The sequence below is a fragment of the Streptomyces sp. NPDC048411 genome, assembly GCF_040704695.1.
GTDB lineage: Bacteria > Actinomycetota > Actinomycetes > Streptomycetales > Streptomycetaceae > Streptomyces.
The window spans coordinates 38,405-55,086 of sequence record NZ_JBEZKL010000046.1; the positions used below are offsets into that span (position 1 = coordinate 38,405).

Genomic DNA, 16,682 nt, shown 5'->3' on the forward strand with positions numbered 1-16,682 from the left:
GGGGCGGCCCGTGACCCTTCCGCCGCCCTGTCAGACCGCGGAGTTGAAGGCGGGCAGGTAGCCGCCCGACTGTCCGGCAGCGGTGGGGTGGTAGGACTCGCCGATGTTGAGCCAGTTGACACTGTGCAGCCAGGCACTGCCGGAGCAGATCTCGTGCCCGGTGAACCTGGATGCGACATCGCTGAAGGTGAAGCCGTGGTTGGCCGCACGCTTGGCGGTTGCCGCGTTGAGGTAGTCGGAGGCGCTGTTGATGGCGGAGCGTTCGGTGTCGCTCAGGCCGGCGAGGCAGCTGCCGCCGATCTTGTAGAAGCGGGGGTAACCGAGGACGACGACGCGGGCGGACGGCGCCTTGGACCTGATCGCCGTGTACACCGAGTCGAGCTTGCCGGGCAGGGTGGAGTCGACATAGCTGCGGGCGGTGGCGATCCGGCTGAGACAGGTGGATTCCGACTGGAGGACACAGGTGGTCATGACATCGGCGAAGCCCGCGTCATTGCCGCCGATGGAGATCGAGACGAGGTCGGTCGAGGCGGAGAGCGGGCCGAGCTGTCCGGCCGTCACATCGCCGGTAACAGCGCCCGAACAGGCCGTGAAGGCGAACGACGCGGGCGAGTTGGCGGCGGCCCAGAGCGCGGGATAGGCCTTGGTGCTGCGCTTGCAGTCGCCGCTGGCGCTGTCGTAGCTGCCGGAGCCGACCCCCGAGGAGTACGAGTCGCCGAGTGCGACGTAATCGACGGACGTCGCGGCGTTCGCGGTGGTCGCCCCGGTCAGGGCGAGTACGACACCGAGCAGAAGCGAGGACGACAACGCCACAAGTCTGGATATTTTCACGTAATCTCCCTTGGACCAGCCGGCAGGATCTCTGCCCTACTCAGTGGTAGCAGCACGGGCGCCGCGTTGGAAGTGTTCATGCCAAGTCCATCCCGTGAGGTCTTCCTGACCACCTCCCGAACGCGCGTCACATGAAATCCGGCATCCGACGCACCCGGGGGCGAAATCGCGCCTACAGAACGTCAACAGCGCTACAAGGACGGTGACTTCACCGCCGACCGGATCCTCAAGGGGTACGCGGTCGTGCGGCAGACCCGGCAGGTCCGACGCGGATTCACCAGCTCGGGGAGGTGAGCGATGCGGACCGATCGAACGGGTGGCAGAAGGTGGCAAAACCTGGGTGCGCCGGGTGCCCCGGTGCCGGATCATGGGCGCCATGCCTGCCAACCCCGAGTCCGCTCTGCCGATCCGGCTCACCGTCGACGACAGCGATTCCCCGGCCGATGTCGTCGACGCGCTGTTCCTCGGCCGCTTCGCGACGGGCGAGCAGCCGTACTCCCACAGTTCCTCCCTCGACCGGGTGAAGTCCGGGGCGACGCTGCTGCCGCCTGCCGCCAAGGTGCTGCGCGCCGCCCGCGACGAAGACCGCAGCGCAACCCTCGCCGAGGGAGAGGGCTGGACGCTGCTCATCTCGCGGTGGAACCGCGGCGCCGACGTCACCGTCACCGCGACCACCGCCGAGTTGGCGCAGAAGATCCTCGACCAGGCGACGGACGGTGCCCAGGACGAACCGGAGCCACAGCCCGAGAACGTGACGATGGGCTTCTGGTACGTCTCGCCGCGCCGCGGCCCGCACCGCACCACCCGGCAGATCGCCGCCGGTACCTGGGACGAGGTGCGCAGCAACTACACGGCGCCGGTGGCCGAGGCCATGGACCGGCTGATGAAGGTGACACCGGACGACATCGCGGGCCGACTGCTCCTGCTGCACGGCCCGCCCGGCACCGGCAAGACGTCCGCGCTGCGCACGCTGGCCCGGTCCTGGCGGGACTGGTGCCAGGTCGACTGCGTACTCGACCCGGAGCGGCTCTTCAACGATGTCGGCTATCTGATGGACATCGCGATCGGCGAGGACGACGGCACGGCGAAGGGCAGGTGGCGGTTGCTGCTCCTGGAGGACTGCGACGAACTGATCCGCGGCGAGGCCAAGCACACCGCGGGCCAGGCGCTGTCCCGGCTGCTGAACCTCACCGACGGTCTGCTGGGCCAGGGTCGCAATGTGCTGGTGGGCGTGACGACCAATGAGGACCTGGAGCGGCTCCACCCGGCGGTCGTCAGGCCCGGCCGCTGCCTGGCCCGCATCGAGGTGGGCTCACTGACACGCCAGGAGGCGGTGGCCTGGCTGGGCACGGAGGAAGGGCTCCGCCGGGAGGGCGCGACACTGGCCGAGCTGTACGCGCTGCGCCGCGGCACCGGTCCTGCCTCGGTGCCGAAGCAGGACGCGGGGGCGGACGCGGGGCTGTATCTCTGAGGGTTCCGCCCGTAACGGCCGCCCGGGACAGGGAGTGGGCTCTCTGTCGCGGTGGAGGCCGTAAGCCTGTCTGCCCTCGATCGCCGGACGGGCTTGGTTCTCGCACCCTTGAGGACACGAACGGCCACCGGACCGGACGGCCGCGGTCATTCCTCGTACGCCGCCCGCACCGCATCCTGCGCCAGCGACGCCGCCGTCGCGCGCGACAACCCGAGCCGCCTCACCTGGTCCGCGTACTCCCGCGCCGCTTCCGCGGCCTTCCGTTCCGCCGCATCCCCCGCGGCAGCGACGAACGTACCGTTCCGTCCGCGGGTCTCGATCACCCCGTCCGCCTCCAGGGCCCGGTACGCCTTGGCCACCGTGTTCGCGGCGAGGCCGAGTTCCTCGGCGAAGCCGCGTACGGTCGGGAGTCTGTAGCCGACGGGCAGCGTCCCGGACCGCGCCAGTTCGGAGATCTGCGTGCGCAGTTGCTCGTACGGGGCGGTGCCGGAGTCGGGATCGAGAGCGATCTTCAAAGTCACGGCCCGATTCTCCCCCACCGCCGGAAATTCGGAGGCGGCCTGGCCGGTCCTCCCCGTAACGTCCACCGCATGACTGTGATCGTTCGCGACTTCGTGCCCACCGACGCCGAGGCGTGGGTACAGGTGCGGCGCGCCGCACTTCCGTACATGGTGACGACCCCTGAGCAGGTTGCCTTCGAACAGGCCAACGCCCATCCCGACAAGCGGTACAGGCTGCTGGTCGCCGAGGAGGACGGGGAGATCATCGGCACCGCTCAGGTCGGCTTCGCCCATGACAGCCCGGAGCCCGGCCAGGGCTTCTGCAATCCGTACACGCACCCCCACCGGGTGGGTCGCGGGGCAGGCTCGCTGCTGGTGCGCACCGCCGAGGAGTATCTGGCCGGGGCGGGGGCTGTCGCCATCTACACCTGGGTGCTCGACGAGCCGGCGAACCGGGTCTTCGCCGAGAAGCGCGGGTACACGCCGAGCCGTCCGGCGCACTTCCTCCATCTCGACCTCGCACACGGCACGCTGCCGCCCCGTCAGAATCCTCCGTCCGGTGTGGAGCTGCGGACCGCCGCGGACTTCGCGGACGACCCGCGGCCCCTGTTCGAGGCGGACGCGGAGGCCACGGCGGACGAACCGAGCGACACCCCGGCCGAACTCTCGGACTACGAGGACTGGCTGCGGAACACCTGGAACAACCCCGGTCTGGACCGGGAGCTCACCTCGGTCGCTGTGGTGGACGGCGAGGTGGCAGCCTTCAGCGCGGCGAACACCGACGGTCTGACCCGCTACTGGTCGGGGATGACCGGCACCCGTAGGGCGTATCGCAACCGGGGTCTGGCGAAGCTCGTCAAGACCGACTCGCTGCACCGCGCACGCGCGGCCGGCTACACGGACGCGTACACCGGCAATGACGCGGACAACGGCCCGATGCTGGCCATCAACGCATGGTTCGGCTACCGGATCTGCGCCACGGAGGTGCGGCATGTCCACAACATCGGTTGAGGTCGTCCTGGTCAAGGCGGGGCGGACGAAGATCCGTTACCCGGCGGAGCTCGTGGGCGACGACGGCACCCGGGTGACGGTGACCGCACCGTGGGCCGCGCCGGGCGTGCGCGACTTCGGCTTCGTACGGTTCGAGCCGGGTGATGTCTTCACCGAGCACTACTGGCGCGACCGGTGGTTCGCGGTGAAGGAGGTCCGCACCGGCGAGGGGACGCTGAAGGGCTGGTACTGCGACATCACCCGGCCCGCGGTGCTGGGCGACGGGGAGCTGCGGGTCGAGGACCTGGATCTCGATCTGTGGGTGCCCGCGGACGGCTCCTCCGTACTGCGGCTGGACGAGGACGAGTTCGAGGAGAGCGGGCTGGCCGCACACGATCCCGACGCGGCGGATGCCGCCCGCCGGGCGCTGGACGAGCTGGAGGGCCTCGCCCTCGCGGGCGGGCTCACGGGTCTGCTGGCACCGTCGCGCCCGTCCGGCGACGGGCGCTAACGCACCACGAGCTCCACCTCGTACCCCGCTGCGTCCTCCAAGTAGGCGGCGCAGTGCCCGTCGCCGCCCGCGTACGGATGGCGGTCCGCGAACAGCAGCCGCCAGCCGTGCTCCGGGGCCCGCGCCACGAGCGCGTCCAGCGTGGCCCGGTCCCGGACGTGGAACGCCAGGTGGTTGAGGCCGGGGAGGAGCCGGTCGTGCGGTCCCGGGGCCAGGGCGGGTGACTGCTCGATCACCAGATAGGTGTCACCGCGCCGCCAGCTGCGGCCGTGCTCCCAACTCTGGTACGGGACATGGCCCAGCTCACCGAGGAGCCAGCCCCACCCCGCCTCGGCCACCGCCAGGTCGGGCACCCACAGCTCGATGTGGTGCACCCCGCCGGTGCCGGACCCGCCGGACTGCAGCGGCACCGCGCGGCGGATGCCGTGCGGCTGGTACGCCACGGTGTCGCCGTCCTCGTGCCAGTGGATCAGGAAGTGCTCCCCCGCCCGGTAACCGTCCAGCCCCGCACGGCAGTACGCGACCATGTCGTCGGGCAGGGCGTCCAGCGGGAACCAGGCGAGCTCCGAGCACTTCTCCGGTTCGCGGTTGTACGGCGGACGGGCGGGGTCGTACTCCGCCTCGAAGAACCAGCCGGTCCGGGGACTGCCGCCGGGACCGCAGTGCTGCATGACCAGGGCGACCCGCAGCTCGTCCGGATCCAGTACGAGACCGATCTCCTCGGCGGCCTCGCGGATCATCGCCTCGCGGACGTCCTCGCCGTCCTCCACGTGTCCGGACGGACCGTTGAACAGCCCGTCCGCGTATCCCGTGCCGGAGCGGCGGGCGAGCAGGACGTCGGGGCCGCGGCGCAGGATCAGATGCACATCGACGATCTCGGTGTGCCGGTGCGGCGGCTCGGCGCGCACCACCAGCGCGTACCGGTCGTCGTCGACCTGTTTGCCCCACAGGTTCGGGTCGCCGGAGAGCCGCTCGTGGTGGATGCGCTCGGTGAACGGGGTGAGCAGCGCCGTCAATCGCTCGGCGGAGAGGCCCACCCCACCCCACACCCCCTCGATCAGCAGCAGCCGTCCGCCGGGCCGTAGCAGACCGAACCAGTGGCGCAGAGCGGCCTCGGGATCGGGCAGCAGCCACACCACATGGCGGGCCATGATCACGTCGAACTGCTGCTTTCCGACCGGTGGTCGGGCCGCGTCCCCGACGAGCACCTCGGTGCCTGTCCCGGCGAGCTTGGCCCGCGCCTGCTCGACCATGCGCGGCGACCGGTCGACCGCGGTGACCCGGTGGCCCTGCCCGGCGACGACCAGCGCCAGACTTCCGGTGCCGCACCCCAGGTCGAGCACCTCGGAGCGGCCCCCGGGCAGCCAGTTCTCCAGGCGCTGCGCCCAAGCGTGCCGGACCACCGGATCGAGCAGCCCGTGGTCGGGCTCCTCGTCGAAGGAGTCGGCGGCTGAGTCCCAGTCGATCGTCGTCATGCGTCGATCGTCTCAGCCAGCACTGACACAGTCGATCAGTCGGTCGTCCGGTCAGCGGGTCAGCGGGTCAGCGGGTCAGCGGGTCAGCCGCTTGCGGTAGTGGAACCTGTCGTAGACGCCGTCCACGCGCCGCTCCACCAGTTCGTACCCGTAGCGCGGGTAGATCTTCTGGTTCTCCCACATCAGCGCGTTGGTGTAGAGGCGGATCTCGGGAAGGCCGAGGCCGCGGGCGTGCGCGTCCACGAACGCGAGCAGCCGTCGGCCGACTCCCCGGCCGGCCGCGTCCGGGTGGACGGCGACGGACTCCAGGAAAAGGTGGTCCTCGTGCGGGACGAGGACCAGGACGCCGATGATGTCCGGGTCTCCCGTCACGTACACCCGGCCGGCCGCCACATCTGCCGCATGATCCGCACGCATGGGTGCGGGGACGACGCCGATGCGCGCGATGTAGTGCTGGTACGCGGCGTCGGTGACGGCCCGTACGGCGGGGACGTCGGCCGGAGCGGCGAGGCGGATCTCGTCGGATGTGTCGGCGGTCATGGAAGCACGGTACGAGGGCCCCACCCATGCCATACGGGTGGGGTCCCTCGTGCACGTACGGAGAGGGCCGCATCGCCGCCCTTGGACCGTGTCGCGAGCGCCGCGGCGGCCAGCCTGATCGAAACCGCTGCTGTCCGTTCCACGGCATCCGGGTCCGGGGATCGGCTCATCGCCGAGGTTCAAGTCGCTCGCCGGCCAGAGCGGCTGGACGTACGGCCTCGGACCCGAAGCGGCGGCGGGCCCGGTCCGCGGCGGCTTCGGCGGCACGGGCGCGGTCATCGCCGGGGTCCAGGGAGAGTTGGCGGTGAGCCCCGTCGGCCGGCCGCAGGTCGTCGGCGCGGATCACGAAGGCACGAACTCTTGCGCGCTGCAGCCCGAGAGCGGTCAGCAGGCCCAGAGCAGCCGTGACGAGGGCGGGCGAGTGGTCGGTGGGTTCCGCCAGCGTGCACGTACGCGTGGTGGAGCTGCGGTCGGCGTACCGCACCGTGAGCGTGAGGCGGCCGGTGACCTGGCTTTCACCGCGCAGGCGTTGGCCGATCCGGTCGGCGAGTCCCAGGACGGCACGGTGATGCCGCACCGGGTCGAGACAGTCCTGGTCGAGCACGAGATCGGCCATCAGATGTGCCGCCGGTTCCAGCGGGACGACCGGGCGGGGATCATGGCCGCGGGCCCGCTCGGTCAGCAGCCGGGCCTGGCCGACGCCGAGAATGCGTTGCAGGGTCGCCGGGGGCACGTCGGCGACCTGGCCGATGGTGTGCAGGCCGTATCGGCCGAGCGTGGCCGCGGTGGCGCGGCCGATTCCGGGCAGCGCGGTGACCGGTCGGGGGCGCAGCCAGGCAGCGGCCTGTTCGGCGGGAACCCAGGTGGTGTGTCCCGGCGCGGACGCGTCGGCCGCCATGGTGGCCAGCATGCGGTTGCCGGCGAGCCCCGCACTGCTCTCGATGCCGTACAAGGCCAGCAGTCTGAGTTTCGCCAGCTGAACCACGTCGTACGGGGTGAGGTCGAAGTACCTGAGCGCGGACGTCAGGTCGAGCTGGACGGCATCGGGCGACACCGCCTGCACATGAGGGGTGATACCGGTCAGCAGGTCGATCGCGTCCGCGTACCGTCCTTCGCACGGCAGGGCGTGCAGGTGCAGGTGCAGGTGGGCGATGTGCCGTCGGCGTGTGGTCATCCTGCGCTCCCTGGGCTGGTGTAGCCGAGCTTTCTCAGATCGGCTGAACCGCTGCCGGCGGGCTGCAGGTCGGCATAGGGATGCAGTCGGGCGCCTGTCGTGCCGTTGGCCAGGGTGCGCCGCGGCTGCGCGGGGGTCGGTTGCGGATGGCTGACTCCAAGCAGGGAGAGAGCCGCTTCGGGGCCGTGATCGCGACGGGCCACGGCGATCCGGTCCAGGTCCCAGGCCATGGTGCCGACGACGGTGCGGCGGGTGCCGCGCACCTGGACCGTGCCGCGGACCAGCAGCAGCCCGCTGTGGAAGACGGTGTACGCGCAGGCAGGGTGGGAGTCCTCGAAGAAGGCCAGGTCGACCAGGCCGGAGCCGTCCTCCAGGGTGACGAAGATGACGCGCTTGCCGCTGGCGATCGGCGGGGTCTGCGTCGATGCCCGTACCCCGGCGACGAGAACCTGCCCGCCTGGACGGGCTCCGGCCAGATGCGCCGCGTCGGTGGCACCGATCTCCCGCAGCAGCCGGTGATGGTGCTCCATCAGATGCCTGGAGACGTCGATGCCGAGCGCGTTCAGCTCCGCGCTGAGGGCTTCGCGTCCGGTCATCTCCGGCAGACCGCTCGGCTCCGCTCCGCCGACCGCCTCCACGTCGATGGGCAACTGGCCCTTGCTCGCGGACCGGGCGCGGGACTGCCGGTGGAGTTCGACGATCTGCAGCAACAGATCCCGCCGGGTGAGGTGCCCGTCGTGCAGGGAGTCCAGGGCGCCGATCTCCGCGAGGCGTTCGGCGACCGGTCGGCTGGGCCGGGCCCGCTGCCAGAAGTCCGACAGCGATCCGTACGGCTGGGCCTCCTCGATCCGCGCGCATTCCTCCTCGCTGATGCCGCGCACCGCGGACAGCGCGAGCCGCACGCCCCACTGCTCCCCGTCGGCCCGCTCCACGGTGTGCTTCGTCCTGGAGTGGTTGACGTCGACGGACAGGACCGGGACGCCGCGTCGGCGGGCGTCGGCGACGATGACGCGCTTGGGCCACATACCGGGGTCGTGTTCGAGGAGGCCGGCCAGCAGGAAAGCCGGGTAGTGCGCCTTGAGCCAGGCGCTCTGCAGAGCCGGTACGGCGAAGGCGACCGCGTGCGCCCGGCAGAAGCCGTAGGCGCCGAAGGCCTCGACGGTCTTCCACACCTGGTCCCGGACCGCAGGGCTGTAACCGCGGGCGGCCGCCCGGCGGTGGAACCAGTCCTTGATTCCGGGCAGTCGCGCCTTGTCACCGAGAGCCCGCCGGGCGACCTCGGCCAGAGCGCGATCGCAGCCGGTCAGCACCGACAGCGTCTCAATGATCTGCTCGTGCCAGATGGTCACGCCGTAGGTGTCGGCGAGCACGGGTTCGAGGTCCGGGTGGGCGTAGGCCGGTGTACCGCCATGACGTGCGGCGATGTAGCGCTCGGGCATCCCCCCGGCAACCGGTCCGGGGCGGAAGAGGCTGATGTCGGCGATGACGTCCTGCGGGTCACGGGGCTGCAGACGCGAGAGAAGATCCTGCTGGCCGGGCGATTCGAGCTGGAACAGCCCAATGGTCTGGCTCTCCTGAATGAGTTTGAACGCGAAGACGTCGTCGAGCGGCACCTGCCGTGGATCGTCCAGATCGATACGGTTGCCGGTCACCCGTTCGATATCGGCGACGGCGTGGGCCATCGCGGACTGCATCCGCACGCCCAGAACGTCCAGTTTGATGTTGCCCAGCGCCTCGATCTCCTCCTTGGCCGCCATCGCCATCGGATAGTTGCCCTGGGGGGTGGGCTGCACGGGCAGCCGGTCCAGGAGCGTCGCGTCGCTGATGATCACTCCGCAGGGGTGCATGGCCATGCCGTGAACCAGGGAGTCGAGGCCCTCGGCGAGCTCCCACAACGGCCCGTACCGTTTCGCTTCGGCCGCCAGTTGACGCAGTTCGGGCAGTTCGGCGAGTGCGCTGGTGATGTCCGACGCCCGCAGGTGCGGGAAGCTCTTGGCGATCCGGTCGACGTCCGCCGGTGCGATCCCCAGCGCGAGGCCGGTGTCCCTCAGCGCCCGGCGGGCCCGGTAGGTCTCGGGCATCGCGGTGACCGCCACCCGCTCGGTGCCGAACCGGGCGAAGATCGCGTCGTAGCATTCCAGCCTTCTGGCGGACTCCACGTCGATGTCGATGTCGGGCAGCGACGCCCGTCGCACGCTCAGGAAGCGTTCGAACAGCAGGTGGTGATCGAGCGGGTTGGCCGTGGCGATGCCCAGCGCGTGGCAGACCATCGAACCGGCGCCCGAGCCGCGGGCCGCGACCCTGATGCCCAGCTCCCGGATGTCGGCCACGACCTGGCCGACGGCGAGGAAGTACGAGTCGTAGTTCAACTCGGAGATCACGCCGAGCTCTTCGTCCAGCCGATCGAGCGCCGCCTGGTCACGGTCCAGGCCTCGCCGGACCATGCCGGCCTCGCACTGGCGACGCAGAAACTGTGCCACGCCGCCCGTTCCCGGCTCGACTCCGAGCGCTGCCGGTTCCGGGAAGTGCGGTGTGCCCAGCCCCAGGTCCGCCTTGGGATCGACGGAGCACTCGGCCGCCGTGGCAGCGGTGTCCGCCAGCAAACGGTCTGCCCGCCGGGCGTCCGCTCCGGCACACTCGGCGATCAACTGCGCAATACGCGCCATCGCTCCTTCGTCCTTGAGCCAACGCTGCCCGCTGTCCAGACAACGCCGGTCGATGGGGCGCAGCAGCCGCGCGGCATCAAGGACGTCGGCGAGCCGGTGCTGCTCCGGGTCGGCATAGCGGACGGCATTGGAGAGCACGACGGTGGTGTCGGTACGGTCCCCCAGCGCCAGGGTGCGGGCGGCCAGCCGCAGCGATCCCGGGCCCGTACCGGCCCGCCTGTGCAGGACAGCCTCCAGCCGCACGCCGCTGCCGAAGATCTCCCGCCACGGCGCCAGCAGCTTCGCCGCGACGTCCTCCCGGCCTGCCCTCAGCGCCCGTACCGGCTCCGAGAGCGGTCCGAGCAGCACGATCAGACCGGGACCGCCGTACTCACGCAGCGCCTCCCACGGCACCATCACCGGGGCCGCGCCGCCTGCCGTGCCCGCGTGCGCGGCCGACGTGATGCGGCACAGCCGTGCCCATCCCGTCCGGTTCCGCGCGAGCAGCACCACTCGCAGGGGCGACTCCACGACGTGGGCGCCACCGCGCGCCGGGGTGCGGCGGCGCTGCACCGGAGGAGGGGGTGCGACGGCCTCCACAGCAAGATCGATGCCGAAGATCGGCCGGATCCCGGCTCCGGCGCAGGCCTTCGCGAACCGTACGGCACCGGTGACCGTGTCCCGGTCGGTGAGCGCGAGCGCCGTCGTGCCGCGCTCAGCCGCTCGCCGGACGAGGTGCTCGGGATGGGCGGCACCGTAGCGGGCGGAGTATCCGGACGCGACGTGCAGATGCGCGTAACCCGCCATGCCGCACCTCCATCACTTCACCCCATTTGAGCCTTTCGCCCGATACATTCACCGTACGCTCGTTCGATTACTCTAACCCCCATCGACCTCGGACGATGATGTGATTCGAACGTGTGAGCCATTCCGTGGCATTCCACACAGCGGCTCACCACAACTCCGCCGGGACTCACCGTCACCCCGAGGGAACTCTTCGCACACAAGGGGCCGGCAGGAAAACCAGCAGCGTGCTGCGCAGCGATGCGCGCCGGGCACGGGTCATCCGCCGGGCGGGCCGGGCAGCCATTCGGCCCAGCCCCACCTGCGCAGACAGGGGACACCCCGGACCGTGGGGGCATGACTTTCGCCGACGAGGTGAAGAAGGCCGTCACTCCACGGGCCGCACTGCTCGTCATCGGCGTGCTCGCGCTGCAGCTGCTGTTCATCGGGTCCTACATCGGGGCACTGCACGCCCCGAAGCCGACGGACGTCCCCTTCGGGGTGGTCGCACCCCAGCAGATGTCCGCGCAACTCGTCACCGAGCTGAAGAACCTCCCCGGCGGCCCACTGGACCCGCGCACGATCAGCGACGCGGCCACGGCCCGCGAGCAGGTCCTGAACCGCGACATCGACGGGGCCCTGATCGTCAGCCCGGCCGGCTCGACCGACACCGTCCTGGTCGCCTCCGGCGGCGGAGCGGCGCTGGCAAGCTCACTGACCGCGATCATGGAGAAGGTCGGTCTGACCCAGCGGCGCACGGTCAGATCCATCGACGTGGCACCGGCTTCCGACCAGGACTTCGACGGGCTCTCGTCCTTCTATCTGGTCGTCGGCTGGTGCGTCGGCGGCTATCTCTGTGCCTCGATCCTCGCGATCAGCGCGGGCTCCCGGCCGGCCAACCTCGAACGGGCACTGATCCGGACCGGCGTCATGGCGCTGTACTCGATCGCAGGCGGGATCGGCGGCGCGATCATCATCGGACCGATCCTCGGCGCCCTGCCCGGAAGCATATGGGCCCTGTCCGGGCTGGGCGCCCTGGTCGTCTTCGCGGTCGGCATGATCACACTCGCCCTGCAGGCGCTCACCGGCATCGTCGGCATCGGCCTGGCCGTCCTGATCATCGTGATCGCGGGCAACCCGAGCGCGGGCGGCGCCTTCCCGCTGCCGATGCTTCCGGACTTCTGGCGGGCGATCGGCCCCGCGCTGCCACCGGGTGCGGGGACCTGGGTGGCACGCTCGATCGCGTACTTCAAGGGCAACGCGGTGACCGGACCGCTGCTGGTGCTGTCCGCGTGGGCGGTCGTCGGCACGGCGCTCACCCTGCTGCTCGCCATGCGCCGCAGGCAGGACGATGCGGAGGCGACGCGCACGGAGACGGTCCCCGGCAACTCGGCACCCACCTGAGGCGTGTTCCGGCAGCCGCGCCGCACGTCGCGAAAGCGCCGGCCGGTTCGCGGCCAGAGAGGAGACCGCGCGCGCGGCCAGTGTCTCGACCACCACATGCGTATGCACGCCTCTGGCTGTGGCCCCGGTCAGGGCCTGCGTCAGCGCCGGACAGGGGCGGACTGCATAGGCCATGGCGAGCAGGTCGTCACGGGCGTCGTTGATGACCTCGACCAGTACCTGAGCGGTCGCCCGGACCGGTACCGCGGGGGTGGAGAGTCCGCTCCACACCGTTCTGACCTGGACCGCGTCCCTTCCGCGCAGTTGCGCCGCGACATAGCCCCGCAGGCAACCCCAACACCCTGGGCGGCCCACCCTTCGGGTCCCCGTCGCCACCCTCCAGCCAGGGAGCGGCCCGCAACTGTTCGATCTGCCCACGCTGCACGCGGCGATTCGCAGCAAGCCCTTCTATTGGAGCGGTCGCCCACCGCAGCGCAGCTACATCCTGCGTCGCTTCGAGGAAAGCTACCGGCGGGCGCGATCGTGCGTACCGCCTCCCCACCGGCCTCGCGCACGGCCCGCGGGTAGGGCAGCGACGAGTTCCCGAAGGAACCGGTCGACAAGCAGGCTACGAAAGCGGCCGCGGCGCTCGCGGTAGGCACCGTCACCGTCCGGATATCTCCTGCACCACCACCGCCGGTGCACCAAAGTGCCTGCGCACAGCACTGTCACTGACATGCCATACGATGCGCACACCTGTTCACCACCCTTCCGTTTGAGGATGCCCACGTCATGTCTCTCGGTGCCACATCCCGTTCCCTGCGCGGTATATCCGCTGTCGTAGCCCTGATCTCGGTCGGAGCGGTGGGATGCTCCGAAGCCCTCGACAGCGCAAAGACCGGCGCCAAGAAAGTGGTCCGCCAACGATCGGTCTTCTCGCTCGCGATCGGCGACTGCTACAACCCGAACAACGGGGCGTCCAAGGGTGAGGAGTTCAGCGTCGAGGTCGTGCCGTGCAAGGAGCCGCACAAGGGCCAGGTCGTCGGGGACTTCAAGATCGACGGGCAGTCGGCGTACCCCGGCGAGGACAAAACAGCACAGATCGCCGACGAGCGATGCCCGGCCGAGGCGCAGAAGTTCACCCCCGACGCCTGGGCCCTGCCCAAGGGCGTCGACGTCTACTACTACTCCCCCACCAAGGAGAGCTGGGCGACGGGCGATCGGGCCGTGAGCTGCACGTACACCAAGGAAGAGGGCACGTTCTCCGGTTCACTGAAGAGCGAGCCCCTGAACGCCGACCAGCTCGCGTACCTGAAGGGTTCGAACGCCGTCTACGAGGCCCTGTGGGCGAACCAGCCCGAAGCAGAGCATGTCGAGGACGACTTCGCCGGCTACAAGAAGCAGGCCAAAGCCGTTACCGCCGCGCTCGGCACCCACGTCACGGCCTTGAAGAGCATCCAGCAGCCGGAGACCGTCAAGCTCCGTGCACGGTTGGAGGAGACCGCCGGTGCGTGGGAAAAGGCCGCCTCGGCCGGTGACACGGACGCCTTCTACCTCGCCTACGACAAGGCCTTCGCCGGTATCGACCCGGGCAAGACGGTCGCCGCCCGCAAGGAGCTGAAGCTCGCCACCACCGTCCCGGCCGACGAGGCCGAGGTCTGGGCCGGCTGACCCCGTCGGATGCCGCCGGCTCAAAGAGCACGATCACACTGCGAGAGGCGGGCCTGGTAATCACCCTGCGGCACGGCAACGCCGTGCCGCAGGGTGACGCCGCTGGGCGCCGCCGTGTTGAGAGGCACCGCCCAGCCGGAGGAGCCTACGCCCGGAAGGGACCGGTCACCTCGTACGTGATGCCGGCGGACGAGCTGCCGGTCGTACCGCGCTGGCTGGAGAAGTACAGCCGCTTGCCGTCGGGCGAGAAGGCCGGTCCGGTGATCTCGGAGGCGGACTGGCCGGTGATCCGCAGGAAGGGAGCCACCACGTCGTCGGGCGTGATGATGCAGATCTCCATGTTGCCGCCGTCCTCGGCGACGAACAGGTCACCGGAGGAGGAGCCGGTGACATTGTCGACACCGGTCAGCGGGGCACCGCCGCCCACCACCAGCGAGTCGTCGTAGGCGAGTTCATAGGTGTTCGTGGCCAGGTTGACCTGCCAGACGCGGTTGTCGCCCTTAGTGGTGAACCAGACGGTGTCGTTCGAATAGTGGCAGCCCTCACCGCCGTTGAACCGCTTGGCGCCGGAGACCTGGTCACGGGTCACGGTCGGGGCGCCGTCCGGGTCCGGCACGGTCGCCCAGGTGAACGAGCCGGAGGTGGCGGTGCCGGCCTTCAGTACCTGGAGCGTGCCGGAGGACAGGTTGCCCCAGGTCGTCGGGATGAAGCGGTAGAAGCAGCCGTTGGTCTCGTCCTCGGTCAGGTAGATCACCTTGCGGACCGGGTCGGCCGCGGCCGCCTCGTGCTTGAACTCGTCGCCCATGCCGAGCAGTTCCCCGGCATTCTGCCCCTGGTCGCTGAGACGCGGCGATAGGCCGCGCGCGCCCACCGCCCAGTTCGTCGAGGATGTCGGCGATCTTGTCGGTCATCCTGCGGACAGTTTCGACCTCGCCTTCGCCGATCCGTCCGGCGGGCTTGGTGATCCGCTCCCGGTCGTCCGCCCTGCCGGTCACGCGGCCGTGTACGTACGGGACTCGAACGTGGCCGGTGGCGGACCGGTCCTGCGAGGTGGAAAGGGGGCTTCTCGAAAGGGGCAAAGCGCCCAGAAAGTCCCGGCGGCCGAGGGCGAAGAGCAGGCGGCGCGCATCAACAAATCCGCCGGTGGGCAGGATGGTGTCTTCGTACTTGTCAGATCCCGTTTCCCAGAGCGCGCCTCAGCGCGATACGGGTCAGCCAGGCCATCCCGAAGGTGAAGGGCGCGGCGGTGCTGTCGGCAGGACCGGGAATCCGCGAACGCCACCGCCCGCCTGCGGCTGCCAACTGCCCGCGGCGGGTCGTCTGCGCCGTCACGGGCGCACAACCGACGGACCCGCCGGACGGGCCGACGTACCAAGCCCGCCCGGCACACTCAAGCCCGTCCGGCGATCGAGGACACAGTGGCCGCCGGACGCTCCCGGCTTCATCGCACCGGTCAGATAGCACGCAAGGTCGATTTCAGGACGCACACACGATCACACCGTTTCGCCCTCACCTCGTTCACCTGCCTGAAGTCGCACCACGTCGGTTCCATCTGCGAACACACCGTGCGACCGGGCGGCGACAATCGGCGAGGGCTGGACCTGTCCGGTATTCGCTATTGATTTACCTCAATTTCCGTTCCGCCCAAGGACTTTGATGGGCCATCATCGAATTGGTGAAGAAAGTCGGGTACTCGGTGCCCGCACGGAGTGGAGGAGGCGCGGAGTGCGCAATCGGGTGCGCGCAAGGGACGGGCGGCATCTGATGGTGGAGCGTCTGGGCGACCCGCGGGGGAGACCGGTCTTCCTGCTCCACGGAATGCCCGGCAGCCGGCTCGGTCCGGCGCCGCGCGGCATGGTGCTGTACCAGCGCAAGACACAGCTCATCACCTACGACCGGCCGGGCTACGGCGGCTCCGACCGGCTGGCAGGCCGCTGCGTGGCGGACGTTGTGGAGGATGTGCGGGCCATCGCGGACTCGCTCGGGCTGGAACGGTTCGCCGTGGTGGGCCGTTCCGGCGGCGCACCACATGCCCTGGCGTGCGCCGCACTGATGCCGGACCGGGTCACCCGTACCGCCGCTCTGGTCGGGCTCGCCCCCCGGGGCGCGGACGGACTGGACTGGTTCGACGGGATGGCCGCCTCCAATGTGCTGGCGTACTCCACGGCGGTGGCCGACCCGGACGGGCTCGCGGAGTCCTTCATATCCCGGTCGGCAGTGATCAGACAGGATCCGGTCAAGCTCCTCGACGATCTCCGCCGGGAGCTGACCGACTCCGACCGGGTCATCGTCAACGACGCCGGAATCCGTTCCATGCTGCTGCGCAACTACAGTGAGGGGCTGCGCACTTCGGCGTACGGATGGATCGACGACGCGATCGCGCTCTGCAACCCATGGGGCTTCGACCCGGCGGACATCACCGGCCCCGTGATGCTGTGGCACGGCGAGAAGGACGTCTTCTCACCGGTCGGGCACTCCCGCTGGCTGGCCGGGCAGATCCCGGGCGCCACCGCGGTGCTGGAGCCCGCGGCGGCGCACTTCGATGCGCTGTCCGTGCTCCCTGTCGTCCTCAACTGGCTGTTGGAGGAGCAGGCCACCGCCGCCCCCTCGGAGGGCTGACTCAGGCCGGGCCCGCCGATGGCGTAGTCGCGCAGCTGATCGGCAGTGGTCCGTGCACCGTCCCGGAGTGTTACCACGGCGGCTACCTC

12 protein-coding genes and 1 pseudogene are annotated in these 16,682 nt (G+C 70.1%); 6 read left to right on the forward strand and 7 right to left on the reverse strand.

Annotated elements, in window-relative coordinates; all coding sequences use genetic code 11:
* Nucleotides 1-30 precede the first annotated feature (30 nt).
* Complete coding sequence (locus AB0915_RS18395) at nt 31-813, reverse strand: SGNH/GDSL hydrolase family protein (protein ID WP_366692084.1); 783 nt, start codon at nt 811-813, stop codon at nt 31-33.
* 385 nt (nt 814-1,198) lie between these two features.
* Here AB0915_RS18395 and AB0915_RS18400 point away from each other — a divergent pair, with 385 nt between their 5' ends.
* Entirely contained in the window at nt 1,199-2,302 is a 1,104-nt protein-coding gene (locus AB0915_RS18400) for a DUF5925 domain-containing protein (protein ID WP_366692072.1), read from the forward strand.
* A 146-nt stretch (nt 2,303-2,448) separates the two neighbouring features.
* On the opposite strand, the gene AB0915_RS18405 is transcribed toward AB0915_RS18400, so the two are convergent.
* Nucleotides 2,449-2,823, reverse strand: coding sequence for a GntR family transcriptional regulator (locus AB0915_RS18405; protein ID WP_366692073.1), 375 nt, complete (start codon nt 2,821-2,823; stop codon nt 2,449-2,451).
* A 69-nt stretch (nt 2,824-2,892) separates the two neighbouring features.
* On the opposite strand from AB0915_RS18405, the gene AB0915_RS18410 reads away from it, so the two are divergent.
* Both AB0915_RS18410 and AB0915_RS18415 read left to right on the forward strand, forming a co-directional pair.
* Nucleotides 2,893-3,813 carry a GNAT family N-acetyltransferase gene (locus tag AB0915_RS18410; protein WP_366692074.1) on the forward strand — a complete coding sequence of 307 codons (921 nt, stop codon included), beginning with the start codon at nt 2,893-2,895 and terminating at the stop codon, nt 3,811-3,813.
* Nucleotides 3,794-4,303: a DUF402 domain-containing protein gene (locus tag AB0915_RS18415; RefSeq protein ID WP_366692075.1), complete on the forward strand. Its 510-nt coding sequence runs from the start codon at nt 3,794-3,796 to the stop codon at nt 4,301-4,303. Before AB0915_RS18410 ends, AB0915_RS18415 begins: the two co-directional genes overlap by 20 nt.
* Here AB0915_RS18415 and AB0915_RS18420 read toward each other — a convergent pair.
* From AB0915_RS18420 to dnaE, 4 genes are all read right to left on the reverse strand, one after another.
* A complete protein-coding gene (locus AB0915_RS18420; protein WP_366692076.1) occupies nt 4,300-5,778 on the reverse strand; it encodes a methyltransferase domain-containing protein in 1,479 nt (492 codons plus the stop codon). The two genes, AB0915_RS18415 and AB0915_RS18420, sit on opposite strands and share 4 nt — an antisense overlap.
* A 75-nt stretch (nt 5,779-5,853) precedes the next feature.
* Complete coding sequence (locus AB0915_RS18425) at nt 5,854-6,318, reverse strand: GNAT family N-acetyltransferase (RefSeq protein WP_366692077.1); 465 nt, start codon at nt 6,316-6,318, stop codon at nt 5,854-5,856.
* Between the two features lie 166 nt (nt 6,319-6,484).
* On the reverse strand, nt 6,485-7,492 hold the full coding sequence (locus AB0915_RS18430) for an ImpB/MucB/SamB family protein (protein ID WP_366692078.1): 1,008 nt from the start codon (nt 7,490-7,492) through the stop codon (nt 6,485-6,487).
* A complete protein-coding gene (gene dnaE / locus AB0915_RS18435; protein ID WP_366692079.1) occupies nt 7,489-10,944 on the reverse strand; it encodes a DNA polymerase III subunit alpha in 3,456 nt (1,151 codons plus the stop codon). The genes AB0915_RS18430 and dnaE overlap by 4 nt, the downstream gene beginning before the upstream one ends.
* 333 nt (nt 10,945-11,277) lie before the next feature.
* Here dnaE and AB0915_RS18440 point away from each other — a divergent pair, with 333 nt between their 5' ends.
* Together AB0915_RS18440 and AB0915_RS18445 are read left to right on the forward strand one after the other, a co-directional pair.
* Nucleotides 11,278-12,324 carry a DUF3533 domain-containing protein gene (locus AB0915_RS18440; RefSeq protein ID WP_366692080.1) on the forward strand — a complete coding sequence of 349 codons (1,047 nt, stop codon included), beginning with the start codon at nt 11,278-11,280 and terminating at the stop codon, nt 12,322-12,324.
* Between the two features lie 771 nt (nt 12,325-13,095).
* Nucleotides 13,096-13,974: a septum formation family protein gene (locus tag AB0915_RS18445; RefSeq protein ID WP_366692081.1), complete on the forward strand. Its 879-nt coding sequence runs from the start codon at nt 13,096-13,098 to the stop codon at nt 13,972-13,974.
* A gap of 145 nt (nt 13,975-14,119) precedes the next feature.
* Here the strand turns inward: AB0915_RS18445 and AB0915_RS18450 are convergent.
* A pseudogene (locus AB0915_RS18450) lies at nt 14,120-14,770 on the reverse strand (alkaline phosphatase PhoX); the annotation flags it as partial.
* Between the two features lie 929 nt (nt 14,771-15,699).
* Between AB0915_RS18450 and AB0915_RS18455 the strand changes: the two are divergent.
* Nucleotides 15,700-16,593 carry an alpha/beta fold hydrolase gene (locus AB0915_RS18455; protein WP_366692082.1) on the forward strand — a complete coding sequence of 298 codons (894 nt, stop codon included), beginning with the start codon at nt 15,700-15,702 and terminating at the stop codon, nt 16,591-16,593.
* Nucleotides 16,594-16,682 lie beyond the last annotated feature (89 nt).

Excerpts from the sequence above, each read along its gene's own strand:
- AB0915_RS18425 (WP_366692077.1), bottom strand. The coding sequence starts at position 6,318 with ATGACCGCCGACACATCCGACGAGATCCGCCTCGCCGCTCCGGCCGAC.
- AB0915_RS18440 (WP_366692080.1), top strand. The coding sequence starts at position 11,278 with ATGACTTTCGCCGACGAGGTGAAGAAGGCCGTCACTCCACGGGCCGCA.
- AB0915_RS18430 (WP_366692078.1), bottom strand. The coding sequence starts at position 7,492 with ATGACCACACGCCGACGGCACATCGCCCACCTGCACCTGCACCTGCAC.
- AB0915_RS18400 (WP_366692072.1), top strand. The coding sequence starts at position 1,199 with ATGGGCGCCATGCCTGCCAACCCCGAGTCCGCTCTGCCGATCCGGCTC.
- AB0915_RS18410 (WP_366692074.1), top strand. The coding sequence starts at position 2,893 with ATGACTGTGATCGTTCGCGACTTCGTGCCCACCGACGCCGAGGCGTGG.
- AB0915_RS18420 (WP_366692076.1), bottom strand. The coding sequence starts at position 5,778 with ATGACGACGATCGACTGGGACTCAGCCGCCGACTCCTTCGACGAGGAG.
- AB0915_RS18415 (WP_366692075.1), top strand. The coding sequence starts at position 3,794 with ATGTCCACAACATCGGTTGAGGTCGTCCTGGTCAAGGCGGGGCGGACG.
- dnaE (WP_366692079.1), bottom strand. The coding sequence starts at position 10,944 with ATGGCGGGTTACGCGCATCTGCACGTCGCGTCCGGATACTCCGCCCGC.
- AB0915_RS18445 (WP_366692081.1), top strand. The coding sequence starts at position 13,096 with ATGTCTCTCGGTGCCACATCCCGTTCCCTGCGCGGTATATCCGCTGTC.